15 protein-coding genes and 2 pseudogenes are annotated in these 15,406 nt (G+C 67.0%); 11 read left to right on the forward strand and 6 right to left on the reverse strand.

Annotated features, from left to right (window positions below; translation table 11 throughout):
* Window positions 1-126 precede the first annotated feature (126 nt).
* A complete protein-coding gene (locus tag EOW65_RS09580) occupies window positions 127-777 on the reverse strand; it encodes a hypothetical protein (protein ID WP_128148889.1) in 651 nt (216 codons plus the stop codon).
* Between the two features lie 193 nt (window positions 778-970).
* Between EOW65_RS09580 and EOW65_RS09585 the strand changes: the two genes are divergently transcribed.
* Together EOW65_RS09585 and nagA are read left to right on the forward strand one after the other, a co-directional pair.
* The gene (locus EOW65_RS09585; RefSeq protein WP_128148891.1) at window positions 971-1,789 is read left to right on the forward strand and encodes a BadF/BadG/BcrA/BcrD ATPase family protein; all 819 of its coding nucleotides are present in this window, start codon (window positions 971-973) and stop codon (window positions 1,787-1,789) included.
* Window positions 1,777-2,925 carry an N-acetylglucosamine-6-phosphate deacetylase gene (nagA, locus tag EOW65_RS09590; RefSeq protein WP_128148893.1) on the forward strand — a complete coding sequence of 383 codons (1,149 nt, stop codon included), beginning with the start codon at window positions 1,777-1,779 and terminating at the stop codon, window positions 2,923-2,925. Before EOW65_RS09585 ends, nagA begins: the two co-directional genes overlap by 13 nt.
* On the opposite strand, the gene serB is transcribed toward nagA, so the two are convergent.
* Window positions 2,901-3,773 (reverse strand): phosphoserine phosphatase SerB, encoded by an 873-nt coding sequence (gene serB, locus EOW65_RS09595; protein ID WP_128148895.1) that lies wholly within the window; start codon window positions 3,771-3,773, stop codon window positions 2,901-2,903. The two genes, nagA and serB, sit on opposite strands and share 25 nt — an antisense overlap.
* A gap of 169 nt (window positions 3,774-3,942) precedes the next feature.
* Here serB and EOW65_RS09600 point away from each other — a divergent pair, with 169 nt between their 5' ends.
* From EOW65_RS09600 to EOW65_RS09630, 7 genes and pseudogenes are all read left to right on the forward strand, one after another.
* Window positions 3,943-5,088: a phosphoserine transaminase gene (locus EOW65_RS09600; protein ID WP_128148897.1), complete on the forward strand. Its 1,146-nt coding sequence runs from the start codon at window positions 3,943-3,945 to the stop codon at window positions 5,086-5,088.
* A gap of 111 nt (window positions 5,089-5,199) precedes the next feature.
* Window positions 5,200-6,795 carry a phosphoglycerate dehydrogenase gene (serA, locus tag EOW65_RS09605; protein WP_128148899.1) on the forward strand — a complete coding sequence of 532 codons (1,596 nt, stop codon included), beginning with the start codon at window positions 5,200-5,202 and terminating at the stop codon, window positions 6,793-6,795.
* Between the two features lie 81 nt (window positions 6,796-6,876).
* Window positions 6,877-7,608 carry a metallophosphoesterase gene (locus EOW65_RS09610; protein ID WP_128148901.1) on the forward strand — a complete coding sequence of 244 codons (732 nt, stop codon included), beginning with the start codon at window positions 6,877-6,879 and terminating at the stop codon, window positions 7,606-7,608.
* Between the two features lie 96 nt (window positions 7,609-7,704).
* Window positions 7,705-8,880, forward strand: a complete 1,176-nt coding sequence (locus EOW65_RS09615; protein WP_128148903.1) for an acetyl-CoA C-acyltransferase family protein — start codon at window positions 7,705-7,707, stop codon at window positions 8,878-8,880.
* Window positions 8,880-9,128, forward strand: a complete 249-nt coding sequence (locus EOW65_RS09620; RefSeq protein WP_164880051.1) for a helix-hairpin-helix domain-containing protein — start codon at window positions 8,880-8,882, stop codon at window positions 9,126-9,128. Before EOW65_RS09615 ends, EOW65_RS09620 begins: the two co-directional genes overlap by 1 nt.
* Window positions 9,129-9,199: 71 nt before the next feature.
* Window positions 9,200-9,654, forward strand: a pseudogene (locus EOW65_RS09625) (IS5 family transposase); the annotation flags it as partial.
* A pseudogene (locus EOW65_RS09630) lies at window positions 9,641-9,962 on the forward strand (integrase core domain-containing protein); the annotation flags it as partial. The pseudogenes EOW65_RS09625 and EOW65_RS09630, both read left to right, overlap by 14 nt.
* Window positions 9,963-10,562: 600 nt before the next feature.
* Here the strand turns inward: EOW65_RS09630 and EOW65_RS09640 are convergent.
* From EOW65_RS09640 to EOW65_RS09655, 4 genes are all read right to left on the reverse strand, one after another.
* Window positions 10,563-11,798 carry a saccharopine dehydrogenase family protein gene (locus EOW65_RS09640; RefSeq protein WP_128148905.1) on the reverse strand — a complete coding sequence of 412 codons (1,236 nt, stop codon included), beginning with the start codon at window positions 11,796-11,798 and terminating at the stop codon, window positions 10,563-10,565.
* Between the two features lie 49 nt (window positions 11,799-11,847).
* Entirely contained in the window at window positions 11,848-12,942 is a 1,095-nt protein-coding gene (locus EOW65_RS09645; RefSeq protein WP_128148907.1) for a carboxynorspermidine decarboxylase, read from the reverse strand.
* 66 nt (window positions 12,943-13,008) lie between these two features.
* Window positions 13,009-13,713 (reverse strand): winged helix-turn-helix domain-containing protein, encoded by a 705-nt coding sequence (locus EOW65_RS09650; RefSeq protein WP_128148909.1) that lies wholly within the window; start codon window positions 13,711-13,713, stop codon window positions 13,009-13,011.
* Entirely contained in the window at window positions 13,685-13,978 is a 294-nt protein-coding gene (locus EOW65_RS09655; protein ID WP_128148911.1) for a hypothetical protein, read from the reverse strand. The genes EOW65_RS09650 and EOW65_RS09655 overlap by 29 nt, the downstream gene beginning before the upstream one ends.
* A 163-nt stretch (window positions 13,979-14,141) precedes the next feature.
* Here EOW65_RS09655 and EOW65_RS09660 point away from each other — a divergent pair, with 163 nt between their 5' ends.
* Both EOW65_RS09660 and EOW65_RS09665 read left to right on the forward strand, forming a co-directional pair.
* The gene (locus tag EOW65_RS09660; RefSeq protein ID WP_128148913.1) at window positions 14,142-14,660 is read left to right on the forward strand and encodes a hypothetical protein; all 519 of its coding nucleotides are present in this window, start codon (window positions 14,142-14,144) and stop codon (window positions 14,658-14,660) included.
* Window positions 14,661-14,744: 84 nt separating this feature from the next.
* The gene (locus EOW65_RS09665) at window positions 14,745-15,380 is read left to right on the forward strand and encodes a ribonuclease HII (RefSeq protein ID WP_128148914.1); all 636 of its coding nucleotides are present in this window, start codon (window positions 14,745-14,747) and stop codon (window positions 15,378-15,380) included.
* Window positions 15,381-15,406 lie beyond the last annotated feature (26 nt).

Raw genomic sequence — 15,406 nt, forward strand, 5'->3', positions numbered from 1 at the left:
ATCGTTAACTTCTTGGAAACAATCCCAGCTTTTCAGAGTTTTATTCGCGCCCTTCCCGAATTTGAAGCGGGAAAAGTGGAATCGTTCCGGTTTCCGGGGATTTCGCGGGAAAGCCGGGACCGCCGCTCAACCCTTCGGCGAACCGGCGATCGTTTCAGGGTTCGCCGCGCGAATGGTTGCATCGAAATCGGTCAGCAGGCGAATCTGCGCCGTGTCGCTGATCGAGGCGCCCTCGAGCGGCAGCACGGAAAGTGCGGTGATCCGCCCGGCAAGGCCGGTGATCGCGCGCCAGTAGGTCTCGCTCACCGGCGCGCCCTGCACACTTGAACGGTCGCGGATCTTCAGCAGCAGCAGATGGCCGCTGCGCCGGACCTTCAGGATCTCGACATCATCGGGCGCGCCGGAACGGGCGAGCGCCGCGCGCCCCGCGCCCGAGCGGAAGAAGCGCTCGAAGCCCGGGAAGGTCGCCTCCACCGGGCCCGCGCCCTCGGGGCCGACGGTGGCGGTGAGCATCGCGCGATAGGGCGGCTTCGGCGCTGCCGGATCGCCCGAGATCGCCGCGCAATTGCCCCAGAGCACGAAGCTGCCGGCGCGCTCCTCGCGGCGCGAGCCGGGGTCGACGCAGAACCCCTTCGGCGCAACGAGGGTCATCGTGCCGCCGAGCACCTCGGCGCGGTCGGTGGCGGGCGTGCCGGGCGCAACGCAGCCGGCAAGCCCCGCAAGCAGGGCCGGCAGCAGCAGGCGCCGCAGCGAAAAGGGACGGGTCCTTGTGCTCATGCAAAAAGGCATAGCGAGCGCGGCGGCGCCCGGCAAGCCTTGCCGCGGCCTGTGCCGAAGGGGTGATGCCGCGTGTGCGGTTGGCCGCCGGTGCGCCGCGGCGCAGGCGGCGTTTCGCCTTGCCCCCCGCCCCCCGGCGCGGCATCTTCGCGCGGGCACAGGCCCGGCGCCACGCAACCGGGCAGGAGGGGCGATGTTCTATCTCGGGATCGACGGCGGCGGCACCGGATGCCGTGCGGCACTTTCCGATGCCTCGGGGGCGGTGCTGGCCCGGGCCGAGGCGGGCCCGGCGAACATCGCCACCGATTACGAGGCGGCCCTGCGCGAGGTGTCCGCCGTTGCGCAAGCGGTGATCGGCGAGCGCCCCGTGGCGCAGGTGCGCGCGGTGCTGGGCCTTGCCGGCGCGAACCTCTCGGGCGCGGGGCCGCGGCTGGCGGCAGAACTGCCGTTTCGCGCGAAGGTGGTGCAGGACGTCGCCACCTCGGTGCGCGGCGCGCTTGGTCCGCGCGACGGGATCGCGGTGGCGATCGGCACCGGCTCGGTCTTTGCCCGGCAGCTGGGCGGGCGGCTGCACGCGATTGGCGGCTGGGGGTTGCGGCTCGGCGACGAGGCCTCGGGCGCCTGGATCGGCCGGGCGCTGGTGATGCGCGCGACTCGTGCGCTCGATGGCTTCGTGACGCTGACGCCGCTGCTGGCGGCGCTCGCGGACGAGCTGGGCGGGCCGGCGGGGCTTGTGGCCTTTTCGCTTGCCGCGACGCCTGCCGACTGGGCCCGCCTTGCGCCGCGCGCCTTCGAGGACGACCCGGCCGCGCAGGCGGTGCGCGCGGGCGCCGCGGCCGAGATCCGCGCCGCGGTGGAGCTGCTGCAACCCGAGGTCGCGCTGCCCGTGGTCTGGATGGGCGGGCTTGGGCCGCGGCTCGCTCTGCCCGACTGGCCGGCGCTGACGCCCGCGGGCACGGCACTGGACGGCGCGCTGGCCCTTGCGCGCGAGGAGATGACATGGACCGACTGATTTTTACGGGCGCGCGGATCTTCGACGGCATGCGCTTTCACGACGCCGCCGCGCTTGTGGTCGAGGGCGGCCGCATTGCGCGGCTTCTGCCCGAGGCCGAGGCGCCCGTGGGGCCGCGCGTAACGCTTTCGGGTGGCACCCTTGCCCCCGGGCTGATCGACCTGCAGGTGAACGGCGGTGGCGGCGTGATGCTCGATGGTTCGGCCACGGTCGAGACCATCGCCACGATCTGCGATGCGCACGCACGGCTTGGCACCACCGGGCTGCTGCCGACGCTGATCACCGACACCGCGGCGGCGACACGCTCGGTTCTGGCGGCGGGGATCGCCGCGGCGGCGCGGGTGCCGGGCTTTCTGGGGCTGCACCTCGAGGGGCCGCATCTTGATCCGAAGCGGCCGGGCTGCCACCCGCCGCAGTGCATCCGGCCGCTGACGCAGGACGACATCGACATCCTGACCGAGGCGAAGACCGGTCTGCCGGCGCTGGTGGTCACGCTGGCGCCCGCCTCTGCCACCCCCGATCAGATCGCGCAACTGGCCGAGGCCGGCATCCTCGTCTCGCTCGGCCATGCCGAGGCAAGCTTTGCCGAGGCGCAGGCGGCCCATGCCGCCGGGGCGCGGATGGTCACCCATCTGTTTAACGCGATGTCGCAGCTTGGCTCGCGCGAGCCGGGGCTCGTTGGCGCGGCGCTGAGCCTGCCTTTCGCCGCCGGGCTGATCGCCGACGGCATCCATGTCTGCCCCGAGACCCTGTCGCTTGCGCTGCGACTGGCGGGGGAGCGGCTGTTTCTGGTGACCGATGCGATGGCGGTCGCGGGCACCGAGGTGCGCGAGTTCACCCTGGCCGGGCGGCGGATCCTGCGCCGTGACGGTGCGCTGCGGCTGGAAAACGGCACGCTTGCGGGGGCGGACCTGACCTTGCCTGAGGCGATCCGGCTCTGCATCACCCGTCTTGGTCTTGCGCCCGAGGCGGCGCTGACGATGGCGACGGCGCGGCCTGCCGGGCTGATTGGGGCCCCGGCCGGGCGCATCGCCCCCGGCCGGGTCGCGGATCTCGTGCATCTCACCGCCGACTGGCGCCTTGGCGGCACCTGGCGCGGCGGTGTCGCAGTTCAGGCGAAGTCTTCGACCGAATAGCCCTGGATATACAGCAGCGCGCTCAGGTCGCCGTGGTTGATGCGGATGTCGCATTGCGCGGCGACCGAGGGCTTGGCGTGCAGCGCCACGCCCATGCCGGCCAGATGCAGCATGCCGAGGTCGTTCGCGCCGTCGCCCACGGCGATCACCTCGGTCGCGGCAAGGCCGAGCCGGGCCGAGATCTCGTGGAAGGCCTGCACCTTCGCCTCGCGGCCAAGGATCGGGCGCGAGGGTACGCCGGTGAGCTTGCCGTCCTCGACCAGCAGCACGTTGGCGCGGTTCTCGTCAAAGCCCAGCACCTCGGCGACATGGCCGGTGAAGGCGGTGAAGCCGCCCGAGACCAGCGCGCAATAGGCGCCGTTCGCCTTCATCGTGCGCAGCAGGTCGTGGCCCCCCGGCATGAAGCTGAGCCGCTCGTCGATCACCTGGCGGATGACGTCGGCGGACAGCCCCCGGAGCAGGCCGACGCGTTCGGTCAGCGCGCCCTCGAAATCGAGCTCGCCGTTCATCGCCCGCGCCGTGATCTCCTTCACCCGCGCGCCGACGCCCGCCACGTCGGCGAGCTCGTCGATGCATTCCTGCTGGATCATCGTGCTGTCCATGTCAGCGAGCAGCATCTTCTTGCGCCGCCCCGCGGCCGGCACGATGACCAGGTCGTGGCCCAGCCCCTGCAGGCTTTCCCACACGTCCCAGCGATTCGAGGGCATCTCGCTCAGCTCGAACTCGGCGGCGATGCCGGGGCTCAGCCAGCGCGCCTCGCCCCCGCCCCAGGCATTGCGCAGCGATTCAACGGTGACGCGCTCGAGATTGGCGGCTTTCGGATCGGCGAGGAGGACGGCAATGAACATTGGGGGATTCCGCGAGAAGTTTCCGATAGTGGAGCGCGGCGTCGCTTTCGGGCGCCGATGCGGCGCAATATCGCAATTTCCCCCCTTGTGCCAGAGCAGGCGGAGGCGTATCTGCCGCAGCGGGACACCTCTCCCCAACGAGGGGCGTTTATCTGGAAGGATACCATTGATGGCTTACGAAGCTCCGGTCGCGCGTCCGGTCAATCCGCGTTTTTCTTCGGGCCCCTGCGCGAAGATCCCCGGTTTCTCCCTCGACATGCTCGCTGACGCGCCGCTTGGCCGCTCGCATCGTGCCGCCGTCGGCAAGGCGAAGCTGAAAGAGGCGATCGAGACCACCCGCGAGATCCTGGGTGTTCCCGCCGACTACCGCATCGGCATCGTTCCCGCGTCGGACACCGGCGCCGTCGAGATGGCGCTGTGGTCGCTGCTCGGTGCCCGCCCGGTCACCATGTGCGCCTGGGAATCCTTCGGCTCGGGCTGGGTCACCGATGTGGTGAAACAGCTCAAGATCGACGCCGACGTGAAGAAGGCCGAATATGGTGACATCGTCGATTTCACCGATGTCGACTTCAACACCGACGTCGTCTTCACCTGGAACGGCACCACCTCGGGCGTGCGCGTCGCCAACGGCAACGACATCCCGGCCGAGCGCCAGGGCCTGACCATCTGCGACGCGACCTCGGCCGCCTTCGCGATGGATCTGCCCTGGGACAAGCTCGACGTCGTCACCTTCTCCTGGCAGAAGGTGCTGGGCGGCGAGGGCGGCCATGGCGTGCTGATCCTCAGCCCGCGCGCCGTCGAGCGGCTGGAAACCTACACCCCGAAATGGCCGATGCCGAAGATCTTCCGCATGACCAAGGGCGGCAAGCTGATCGACGGCATCTTCGTCGGCGAGACGATCAACACGCCGTCGATGCTCTGCGTCGAGGATTACCTCGTGGCGCTGAAATGGGCGAAGACGATCGGCGGCCTGAAGGGCCTGATCGGCCGCGCCGAGGCGAACGCGCAGGTGGTGTGGGATTTCGTCGCGGCGAAGCCCTGGATCGAGAACCTCGCCAACAACCCGGCGAATGCCTCGACCACCTCGGTGTGCCTGAAGTTCAACGACGCCCGCATCAAGGACGGCGCGGCCTTCGCCAAGGCGGTCGCGAAGCGGCTCGAGAAGGAAGGCGTCGCGCTTGACGTCGGCGCCTATCGTGACGCCCCGGCCGGCCTGCGCATCTGGTGCGGCTCGACCGTCGAGAAGGCCGATCTCGAGGCGCTGATGCCCTGGATCGAATACGCCTTCGAGGCGGAAATCGCGGCTCAGGCCTGATTTCAGGCGGCCTGCCTCCGGGCGGGCCGCATGCGAAAGCGCGGCGGGACGTCTATAGACTCCGTGACGACCCGCCCTTTCCGAAATCCCGTATATTCAGGAAATCCAGAAATGGCCCCCAAGGTTCTCATCTCCGACAAGCTTTCCGACGCCGCCATCGCGATCTTCAAGAACCGCGGCATCGAAGTCGACTTCCGCCCGGAACTCGGCAAGGACAAGGACAAACTGGCCGAGGTGATCGGCGATTACGACGGTCTTGCGATCCGCTCGGCCACCAAGGTGACCGCTGCCCTGCTCGAGAAGGCGACGAAGCTGAAGGTCGTCGGCCGCGCCGGCATCGGTGTCGACAACGTCGACAAGGAAGCCGCCTCGAAGAAGGGCGTGATCGTGATGAACACGCCGTTCGGCAACATGATCACCACCGCCGAGCATGCGATCGCGATGATGTTCGCCGTCGCCCGCCAGATCCCCGAAGCCTCGGCCTCGACCCAGGCCGGCAAGTGGGAGAAGTCGAAGTTCATGGGCGTCGAGCTGACCGGCAAGACGCTTGGCGTGATCGGCGCCGGCAACATCGGCGGCATCGTGTGCGACCGCGCCAAGGGCCTGAAGATGAAGGTCATCGCCTACGATCCCTTCATGTCGGACGAGAAGGCCGCGAAGATGGGCGTCGAGAAGGTCGAGCTTGACGAGCTGCTCGAGCGGTCCGACTTCATCACCCTGCACGTGCCGCTGACCGAGCAGACCCGCAACATCCTGTCGCGCGAGAACCTCGAGAAGACCAAGAAGGGCGTGCGCATCATCAACTGCGCCCGCGGCGGTCTGGTCGACGAGGACGCCCTCGCCGATCTGCTGAAATCGGGCCATGTGGCCGGTGCCGCGCTCGACGTCTTCGCCGTCGAACCGGCGACCGAGAACGTGCTCTTCGGCCTGCCGAACGTCGTCTGCACGCCGCACCTTGGCGCCTCGACCTCGGAAGCGCAGGAAAACGTTGCGCTGCAGGTCGCCGAGCAGATGTCGAACTACCTGCTCGACGGTGCCGTCGAGAACGCGCTGAACCTGCCCTCGATGACCGCCGAAGAGGCGAAGGTCATGGGCCCCTGGGTGAAGCTGGCCGAATACCTCGGCTCGTTCATCGGCCAGATGACCGACGAACCGATCAAGGCGATCAACATCACCTATGACGGCATCGTCTCGAAGATGAACCTGAAGGCGCTTGATTGCGCGGTGATCGCCGGGATCATGAAGAAGGCGAACCCGGACGTGAACATGGTCTCGGCGCCGGTGATCGCGAAGGAACGCGGGATCCAGCTCTCGAAGACCACGCAGGACAAGTCGGGCGTGTTCGACGGCTACATCAAGGTCACCGTCGTCACCGACGTGCGCGAGCGCGCCGTGGCTGGCACCTGCTTCTCGGATGGCAAGCCGCGCTTCATCCAGATCAAGGGGATCAACGTCGACGCCGAGGTGGGGCCGCACATGCTCTACACCACGAACAAGGACGTCCCCGGCATCATCGGCAAGCTCGGCACGCTGCTTGGCGACCACAAGGTCAACGTCGCGAACTTCACCCTCGGCCGTGCCGCGGCCGGCGCCGAAGCGATCGCCATCGCCTATCTCGATGCGCCGCTCGCCCCGGAAGTGGTGAAGGAACTCGAGGCGACGGGCCTCTTCCAGCAGGTCAAGCCGCTTGAATTCCTCGTCGCCTGAGCGACATGAGAGGATGAGATCCGGGCCCTCCGCTGCCGCGGGGGGCCCATTGCATTCGGTCCCGAGGTTCGGAGGAACAGCATGCGCGCTTATGCGATCGGCGATATCCACGGTCATCTCGACCTGCTGCAGGCGGCTCAGGCGCTTGTCGCCGAGGACCGCGCCCGGGTGGGCGACACCGAGGCGCCGCTGGTCCATATCGGCGATCTGATCGACCGCGGTCCGCGCTCGCGCCAGGTGGTCGAGCATCTGATGGCGGGCCAGGCGCGCGGCGAGCACTGGGTCGTGCTGAAGGGCAACCACGACCGCATGTTCGAGCGTTTCCTCGAAGACCCCTACGCGCATGACCCGATGCTGCGCAGTGGCATCGAATGGATGCACCCGCGGGTGGGTGGCGTGACGACACTCGCCTCCTGGGGCGTGCGCAACCCCGAGGAGCGGCCGCTGCCCGAGGTCCACGCCGACACACTGGCCGCCGTCGCGCCCGAGGTGCGGGCCTGGATCGCGGCGCGGCCGACGTATTTCCTGCATGGTGAACAGCTTTTCGTGCACGCGGGCATCCGCCCGGGCGTGGCCCTTGCCGATCAGGTCGAGGACGATCTGCTCTGGATCCGGGCCGAGTTCCTCGACGATCCGCGCGATCACGGCGTGCTGGTGGTGCATGGCCATACCGCGATCGACAAGGTCACCCATTACGGCAACCGGCTGAACATGGATTCGAGCGCGGCCTATGGCGGGCCGGTCTCGGCCGCGGTGATCGAGGGGCGCAAGGCCTGGCTGCTGACCCCCGCGGGGCGCGTTCCTCTTGTCTGAGGCGATGTGACGCCCCGTCACTTGCCCCTGGGGCAACTGGCGCCCGCCGCGGCGCCACGATAACCTCCCCCCCATATCTCAAAGGGGGAGTTCTCCATGACCGGCATCGTCATCCTTTCCGGTGCGCGCACCGCTATCGGCACCTTCGGGGGCAGCCTCTCGGGCTTCTGCCCGATCGACCTCGCCACCCATGTCTCGAAGGCGGCGATTGCCCGCGCCGGGATCGACGCCGAAAAGATCGGCCAGGTGGTCTTCGGCCACGTTATCAACACCGAGCCGCGCGACATGTATGTCTCGCGCGTGGCCTCGGTGCAGGCCGGCGTTCCGGTCGGCACCCCGGCGATGAACGTGAACCGGCTGTGCGGCTCGGGCGCGCAGGCGATCGTCTCGGCGACGCAGTCGCTGATGCTGGGCGATGCTGATTTCGCGCTCGCCGGCGGCGTCGACTGCATGTCGCGCGCACCCTACATCCTGCAGCAGGCCCGCTTCGGCCAGAAGATGGGCGACGTGAAGGCCATCGACATGATGACCGGCGCGCTGAGCTGCCCCTTCGGCACCGGCCACATGGGCGTCACCGCCGAGAACGTCGCCTGCGAGCATTCGATCTCGCGCGAGGAGCAGGATGCGCTGGCGCTGCAAAGTCAGGAACGTGCTGCCGCGGCGATCGAGGCTGGCCTCTTCAAGGACGAGATCGTGCCGATCGAGATCGTCTCGCGCCGTGCGACCGTCGTCTTCGACACCGACGAGCACCCGAAGAAGACCTCGGCCGAGGCGCTGGCCGGGCTGAAGCCGGTGTTCAAGAAGGACGGCACCGTCACCGCCGGCAATGCCTCGGGCATCAATGACGGCGCCGCGGCGCTGATCCTGGCGCGTGCCGATGCCGCCGAGGCCGCCGGGCTGAAGCCGCGCGCGAAGATCCTCGGCTATTCGGTCGCGGGCGTCCGCCCCGAGGTGATGGGCGTCGGCCCGATCCCGGCGGTGCAGCAGCTGTGCGAGAAGCTCGGCATGACGGTCGCCGATTTCGACGTGATCGAGTCGAACGAGGCCTTCGCCGCACAGGCGCTGGCGGTGACCAAGGAACTCGGCCTCGACCCGGCCAAGGTCAACCCGAACGGCGGCGCGATCGCGCTTGGCCACCCGATCGGCGCCACCGGCGCGATCCTGACGGTGAAGACGCTCTATCACCTCGAGCGCACCGGCGGCAAACGCGGCCTGATCACCATGTGCATCGGCGGCGGTCAGGGCATCGCGCTGGCGATCGAGCTGGTCTGATGGCTTTCTCGCCAGAGGAGCGGGCAGCCCTGCTGGCCGCGCCCCTGGTGGGGCCGACGGTCCTGCGCCGGTTCGAGGAAGTGGGCTTCGGCACGGTCGAAGCCCTCGCCGCGGCGCAGCCCGAAGACCTGTGCCGGCTGGTCGCGGCCCATCTGGGCACGACCTGCTGGGCCAATGCGCCGCGGGCGCGGGCTTCGGTGGCCAATGCCATCGCCGCGGCGCAGGCGCTGGCTGCAGCCCGGGGCTGAGGGCCTTAGGCTCAGGACCCATTGATATCAGGCACTTTGCGTGATTCAGGCCCCGCAAGGAGACCTGTTCAATGAGCCATCTTTACTGGCGATCCGACACGCAGATGAAACGCCTGAAGCCGTTCGTCGGGAAACAGTCCCCCGGACTGTTTTCTGATCCGCCTCACTCCCCAAGAGTCATGGCAAGCCCCGCGTCGATGATCGCTGCGTCCTCAGCGGCATACTCTTCATCAATCGCAACGGGTTGCGCTGGCATGACGTGCCCGGGGAATGCGGTCCGGTCAAGACCCTCTACCACCGCTGGAAGCGTTGGAGCGACAACGGCGTCTTCGCCTGGATCATGGTTGGACTGACCGCTGAGTACGCCGAGCACAAGACCATCCTGATCGACGCGACTGATCTCAAGGCACAGTGCACGGCTTCAAGCCGTGGGGTGAAAAAAGGGGGCGGGCGCCTGATCGGGCGGACCAAAGGTGGCATGAACACCAAGCTGCACGCTGTTGCCGATTCGAAAGGGCGAGATCTTCAACCCGGATCGGGGAAGCCAGTTTACGTCCACCGACTGCCTCAAGGTGCTGGCCGCCCGCGAAATCAAGGTCAGCATGGATGGCAAGGGCGCTTGGCGCGACGACGTCTTCGTCGAGCGCCTGTTGCGGACCATCAACTACGCAGAAGTCCACCTGCGGGCCTATGCCAGCGTCTTCGAAGCCCGGGCCGGGATCGGCCGATACCTGGGCTTCTATCAACAGCCGTCGCCCGGATTCATCGCTTGACCGGAAAACTCCCGATCAGGCCTCCGTCAACCAGCCGATGCCCGAAGCGGTGGCGGCATAACTGAGGCGGAAATCCACTTAAAGAACGCCCGGAACCTGTTCAAACAAACCGAACCACCTCCGAGAAAAGGGGCACCGCATCTAAGCGACCTGTGGCGCATGTGAAAACAGCTTGACTGACGGGTCCCCGTTGCCGAAGTCTGGCCCCGACACCTTTCGGATGGCACCCGAGTTTTCCATTTGTGACAGGGGTTTGTCCATATGCGACGGACGATCCGTCGCCGCGGTGCCCAGCAGTCGGAAATATCCTCACAGCGCCGCACAGCGGCCCGATCGTGCGTTCCGGTGCGCGATATGCCGCCAAAGTGGTTCGACTTCCGCACGAGACGCTGCGGCCAGACATTCCGGCACACCACCAAGCCCCGTTTGAGGCAGGAGAGCGGTCTCGCCCGCGAGCATTCCATTGCCGCCTGCGTCGGACGCCACCGGCCGGGGGGGGCGGGATCCGCGCCGCGGTGCGTGGCGCCGCCGGCGGGGTGGTCTCGACATTTGCCGTAAATTCGAGACCGGAGGCCTGTGGCGGGGCAGGACTGTCGCGAGGCAGAAAAATCCCGGGCGAGAAGGTCTCTGCCCGGGATGAGCTGCAATCTGTCGCGGGGGGTCAGATCGCGACGTCGACGCCGTCGGGGCCGATCACCCGGCTCGGCAGGCCGATCTTGCCCAACCGTTCGAGGAAGGGCCGCGCCGGCAGTTCCTCGACGTTCGCCATGCGGTGCACGTCCCAGGTGCCCTCGGCCACCATCAGCGCCGCGGCCACCGCGGGCACGCCCGCGGTGTAGGAGATGCCCTGCGAGCCGACCTCTTCATAGGCTTCCTTGTGATCTGCGACGTTGTAGACGAAGACCTCGGTCTCCTTGCCGTCCTTGAGCCCCTTCACATAGTCGCCAATGCAGGTCTTGCCGGTGTAGTTCGGCGCAAGGCTGGCCGGATCGGGCAGCACCGCCTTCACCACCTTCAGCGGCACCACCTCGAGCCCTTCGGCAGTCTTCACCGGCTGTTCAGACAAGAGGCCGAGGTTCTTCAGCACGGTGAAGACGTTGATGTAGTGATCGCCGAAGCCCATCCAGAAGCGCACGTCGGCGTCGGGGTAATTGGCCGAGAGCGAATGCACCTCGTCATGGCCCGACAGATAGGCCTTCTGCTTGCCGACGACCGGCAGATCCCATTCCTTGCCGATCTCGAACATGGCGTTTTCCTGCCACTTGCCGCCCTGCCAGGAATAGACCGTGCCGGTGAACTCGCGGAAGTTGATCTCGGGGTCGAAGTTCGTCGCGAAATAGCGGCCGTGGCTGCCCGCGTTGATGTCGACGATGTCGATCGCGGTGACGGTGTCGAGATATTCGTCGGCGGCGAAGCGGGCGTAGGCATTCACCACACCCGGGTCGAAGCCCGCGCCCAGGATCACCGTGACGCCCTTCTCGGCGCAGAGCTCGCGCTTCTTCCACTCGTAATTGCCATACCACGGCGGGATCTCGCAGATCTTCGCCGGGTCTTCGTGGATCGCGGTGTCGATATAGGCGGCGCCGGTCTCGATGCAGGCGTCCATCACCGTCATGTTGACGAAGGAGGAGCCGACATTGATGACAATCTCCGCGCCGGTCTGCCGGATCAGCGCGGCGACCGCGGCGCTGTCCATCGCGTCGACGGCGTGTCCCTCGAACGTGCCCGGCACTTTCATCGCCTTCTTCTCGTGGACCGAGGCAATGATCGCGTCGCATTTCGCCTTGGTGCGCGATGCGATGTGCAGGTCACCCAGGATGTCGTTCGACTGCGCGCATTTGTGGGCGACCACTTGCGCCACACCGCCGGCACCGATGATGAGCACGTTCTTTTTCACTTCAGCTGGCTCCTTTCACGAGCAAGGGGAAGGGGGGCGTCTCGGCCCCTCAGGAGAGCGAGGAGAGATAATCCTCATAGGTGAATTCGCGGATCAGCTCGACCGTGCCATCGGCGCGGCGGATCGCGATCGAGGGCATGGCGACGCCGTTGAACCAGTTCTTCTTGACCATCGTGTAGCCCGCAGCGTCGCGCACCGAGATCCGGTCGCCGACCTGCAGCGGCGCGGCAAAGCGCGCCTCGCCGAAGATGTCGCCCGCAAGGCAGCTCTTGCCCGCGATCTGATAGGGGAAATCGCCGTCCTGTGGCAGTTTCGCAGATTCCCGGTAGATCAGAAGATCGAGCATATGTGCCTCGATCGAGCTGTCGACGATGGCGATCTGCTTGTCATTCTCGAGCAGGTCGAGGACCGAGACCTCGAGCGTGGTCGATTGCGTGATCGACGCCTCGCCGGGTTCCAGATAGACCTGCACGCCGAAACGGTCCGAGAACGCCTTCAGCCGCGCGGCCAGTTCCTCGATCGGGTAGTTCTCGCCGGTGAAATGGATGCCGCCGCCAAGGCTGACCCAGTCGAGCCGCTCGAGCAGCGGCGCGAAGTCGCGCTCGATCCGGCCGAGCTGTGCGTCGAAGAGCGCGAAATCGCGGTTCTCGCAATTGTAGTGGATCATCACGCCCGAGATCAGGCTGGCCACGTCGAGGAGTTTCGCGATGTCCCATTCGCCAAGCCGCGAGAACGGCCGCGCCGGGTCGGCAAGGTCGAAGCCGGAGGTCGAGAACCGCGGGTTCAGCCGCACGCCACGCTTGATGCCGGCCGATTGCGCCTCGAAGCGTTTCAGCTGGCCCGTGGTGTTGAAGATGATCTTGTCGGCGTAACCGCAGGCCTCGTCGATCTCGCGGTCGGACCAGGCCACGGAATAGGCGTGGGTTTCCTTGCCGAACTTCTCGCGGCCAAGGCGCAGCTCGTAGAGCGAGGACGAGGTGGTGCCATCCATATAGGGGCGCATGATGTCGAAGGCCGACCAGGTCGCGAAGCATTTCAACGCCAGCAGCGCCTTCGCCCCGGACGCTTCGCGCAGGGCGGCGATCTTGCGCATGTTCTCGAGGAGACGCGCTTCGTCGATCAGGTAGAAGGGTGTCGGAATCATGGGCCCCCCCAAGCGGCAAAGTGAAGCCGCGATATAGGCCCCCGCCCCTGCCTTCGCAAGGAAAACTCAGTCGACCCGCAGCGCGTCCTTGGCTACCGCCAGAGTGTAACCCTTGCGTGAAATGTTCCTGACAAGCAGTTCCGAGACAAGCGCATTGCCCAGCCCGTCGCGCAGCCGCTTGATGCGGGTGGCGCCGGCGGCCTCGTCGCACTCCGCCTCGGGCTTGCCCGAGATCACCGATTCGATCTGCGCGCCGGTGAGGATGTCGTCGTCCATTCGCGCCTCCGCCAGCACGGCCAAGGTCTCGATCGCGGCGGGGGTCAGCGAGAAGGCCATGTCGTTCAGCATCACCGCATTCTCGGCGCGGCGGATGCGCAGGCTCTGCACCTCGATCCCGGTGCGGCGGATCTCGCCCATCCGCCGGTTCAGCCCGACGATGGTCAAAAGCAGCACCAAGGCCGCCACCATCAGCGCCGTGGCGAAAACGAGCAGGATGAAAATGATGATCCGATAGGAGGTCAGCACTTCGGAAAAGGCGGTGCCGGACTGGCCCAGCACCTCGAGCAGGCGCAGCTGCGTCGGGTCGGTCAGGGCATCGTTCTGCACGAAGATCTGCTCGACGCGCGCGTTGAAGGCATCGGCATCGGGCAGCGACAGGAACAGCAGCGCCGCAGCAAGGCCGAGGATCGCGGTGATCCCCGCCACCCCCCAGGTCACCGCGCGGGCGCCCGTCTTCAGCCCCTCAGTAACGGAGGAAGTATGGTCCGGCACTGGCTTTCCTCTGCTCGAGTCCTTCGGGCCCGAAAATGGACAGGATGTTGAGCAGCGTCCAGCCGTCTCGCGCCAGCCGCGGCGCCAATGCGCGGGCGGCCGCCTGTTTCGTGCAGGCATTGTCGGGCAGCTGCGCCACGCCGTAGTGGAGGCGCAGCGGATTGTCCCGCTTGGCCTTGTAATCGGCAAAGCACTGCGCCTGCGCCGGCACGGCGACCAGCACGGCAAGGGCAATGGCAAGGGCGGAGAGCGCATGTGTCATCATGCCTGCCACGCTGCGATGGGATGTGAAGTTATGCAATGACAAAAGGGGCTTGAGGCCATTGTTATCGGATAACCGGGGGCTGATATTGCGCGGCGGAGGGGCTCTGGCCAAGGGTGAGGGCATCGCAACTGCGGGCCCTCCCGCATCAGCCAGGACAGATCCCATGACCGGAGTTTTCCGCACCCGCCTGACCGCCGCCATCACCGCTGCCGCGGTGGGGCTCGGCGCTCTCGCCACCACCGCCACCCCGGCCGCCGCGCTCAGCGACGACGGCAAGCAGGCGCTCGGCTGGGTCGTCGGCATCGGCGCCGCGGCCCTGCTGCTGAACGAGATCGACAAGAACAAGAATCACAACACCGAGCGGCGTTACGACAATCGCTACGACAATCGCTACGACAATCGTTACGAGAACCGCTACGAGAACCGCTACGACGATCGCCGCGACCGCGATGATGATCGCCGCGGGGCACGACTCACGGTGCCGGGCAACTGCCTGATGCAGGTGCGTACCCGCGACGGTCGGCGCGATGTGGTGCGCGGCGATTGCGCGCAGCACTCGCTCGGCCGGGTCTCGCTGCCGCGCAGCTGCGCCTTCGACCTCGTCACCGACCGCGGCCGCAAGGAGCGCGTCTATGGCCGCAACTGCCTCGAGGACCGGGGCTTCCGCATCGGCCGTTACTGAGCCGGACACAATCGGCAGGAGAGGGCGGGGATTTCCCCGCCCTTTTCCGTTGCGCGGCAGGGCCCGAAAGGGCAGGACGGGGCCATGACACAGGTACCCGACTATTCCTTCGAGCTGGCGGCGCAGGCGCGCGGCCTGATCCGCATCGCCGGCACCGACGAGGTTGGGCGCGGCCCGCTCTGCGGCCCGGTCACCGCCGCCGCGGTGATTCTCGATCCCGCCCGCATCCCCGAGGGGCTGAACGATTCGAAGAAGCTGTCGGCGAAGCGCCGCGCCGCGCTGGTCGAGGAGATCACCGCCACCGCCGACTGGTGTGTGGCCCACGCCAGCGTCGAGGAGATCGACAGCCTCAACATCCTGCGCGCCAGCCATCTGGCGATGTGCCGCGCCGTCGCAGGGCTGAGGGCGCGCGCCGATCATGTTCTTGTGGACGGCAACCGCGTGCCACAAGATCTAGGGGTCTCGGCCGAGGCGATCGTGAAGGGGGACGGGCGTTCCGTCTCGATCGCGGCGGCCTCGATCCTGGCCAAGGAAGCGCGCGATGCGCTCATGGTGGGCTTGGCGCAACAATACCCGGGCTATGGCTGGGAGCGGAATGCGGGCTACCCGACCAGGGACCATCTGCAGGCGCTCCTAGATCTTGGCGTGACCCCCGTTCATAGGCGTTCGTTCAAGCCCGTACACAACATCTTGTGCCAAGCGAAATCTGTAAGTGCTTGATTCAAAAAAGAATTTGACGGGGAATC

Origin of the sequence: Paenirhodobacter ferrireducens (assembly GCF_004022265.1) — a bacterium.
GTDB lineage: Bacteria > Pseudomonadota > Alphaproteobacteria > Rhodobacterales > Rhodobacteraceae > Rhodobacter > Rhodobacter ferrireducens.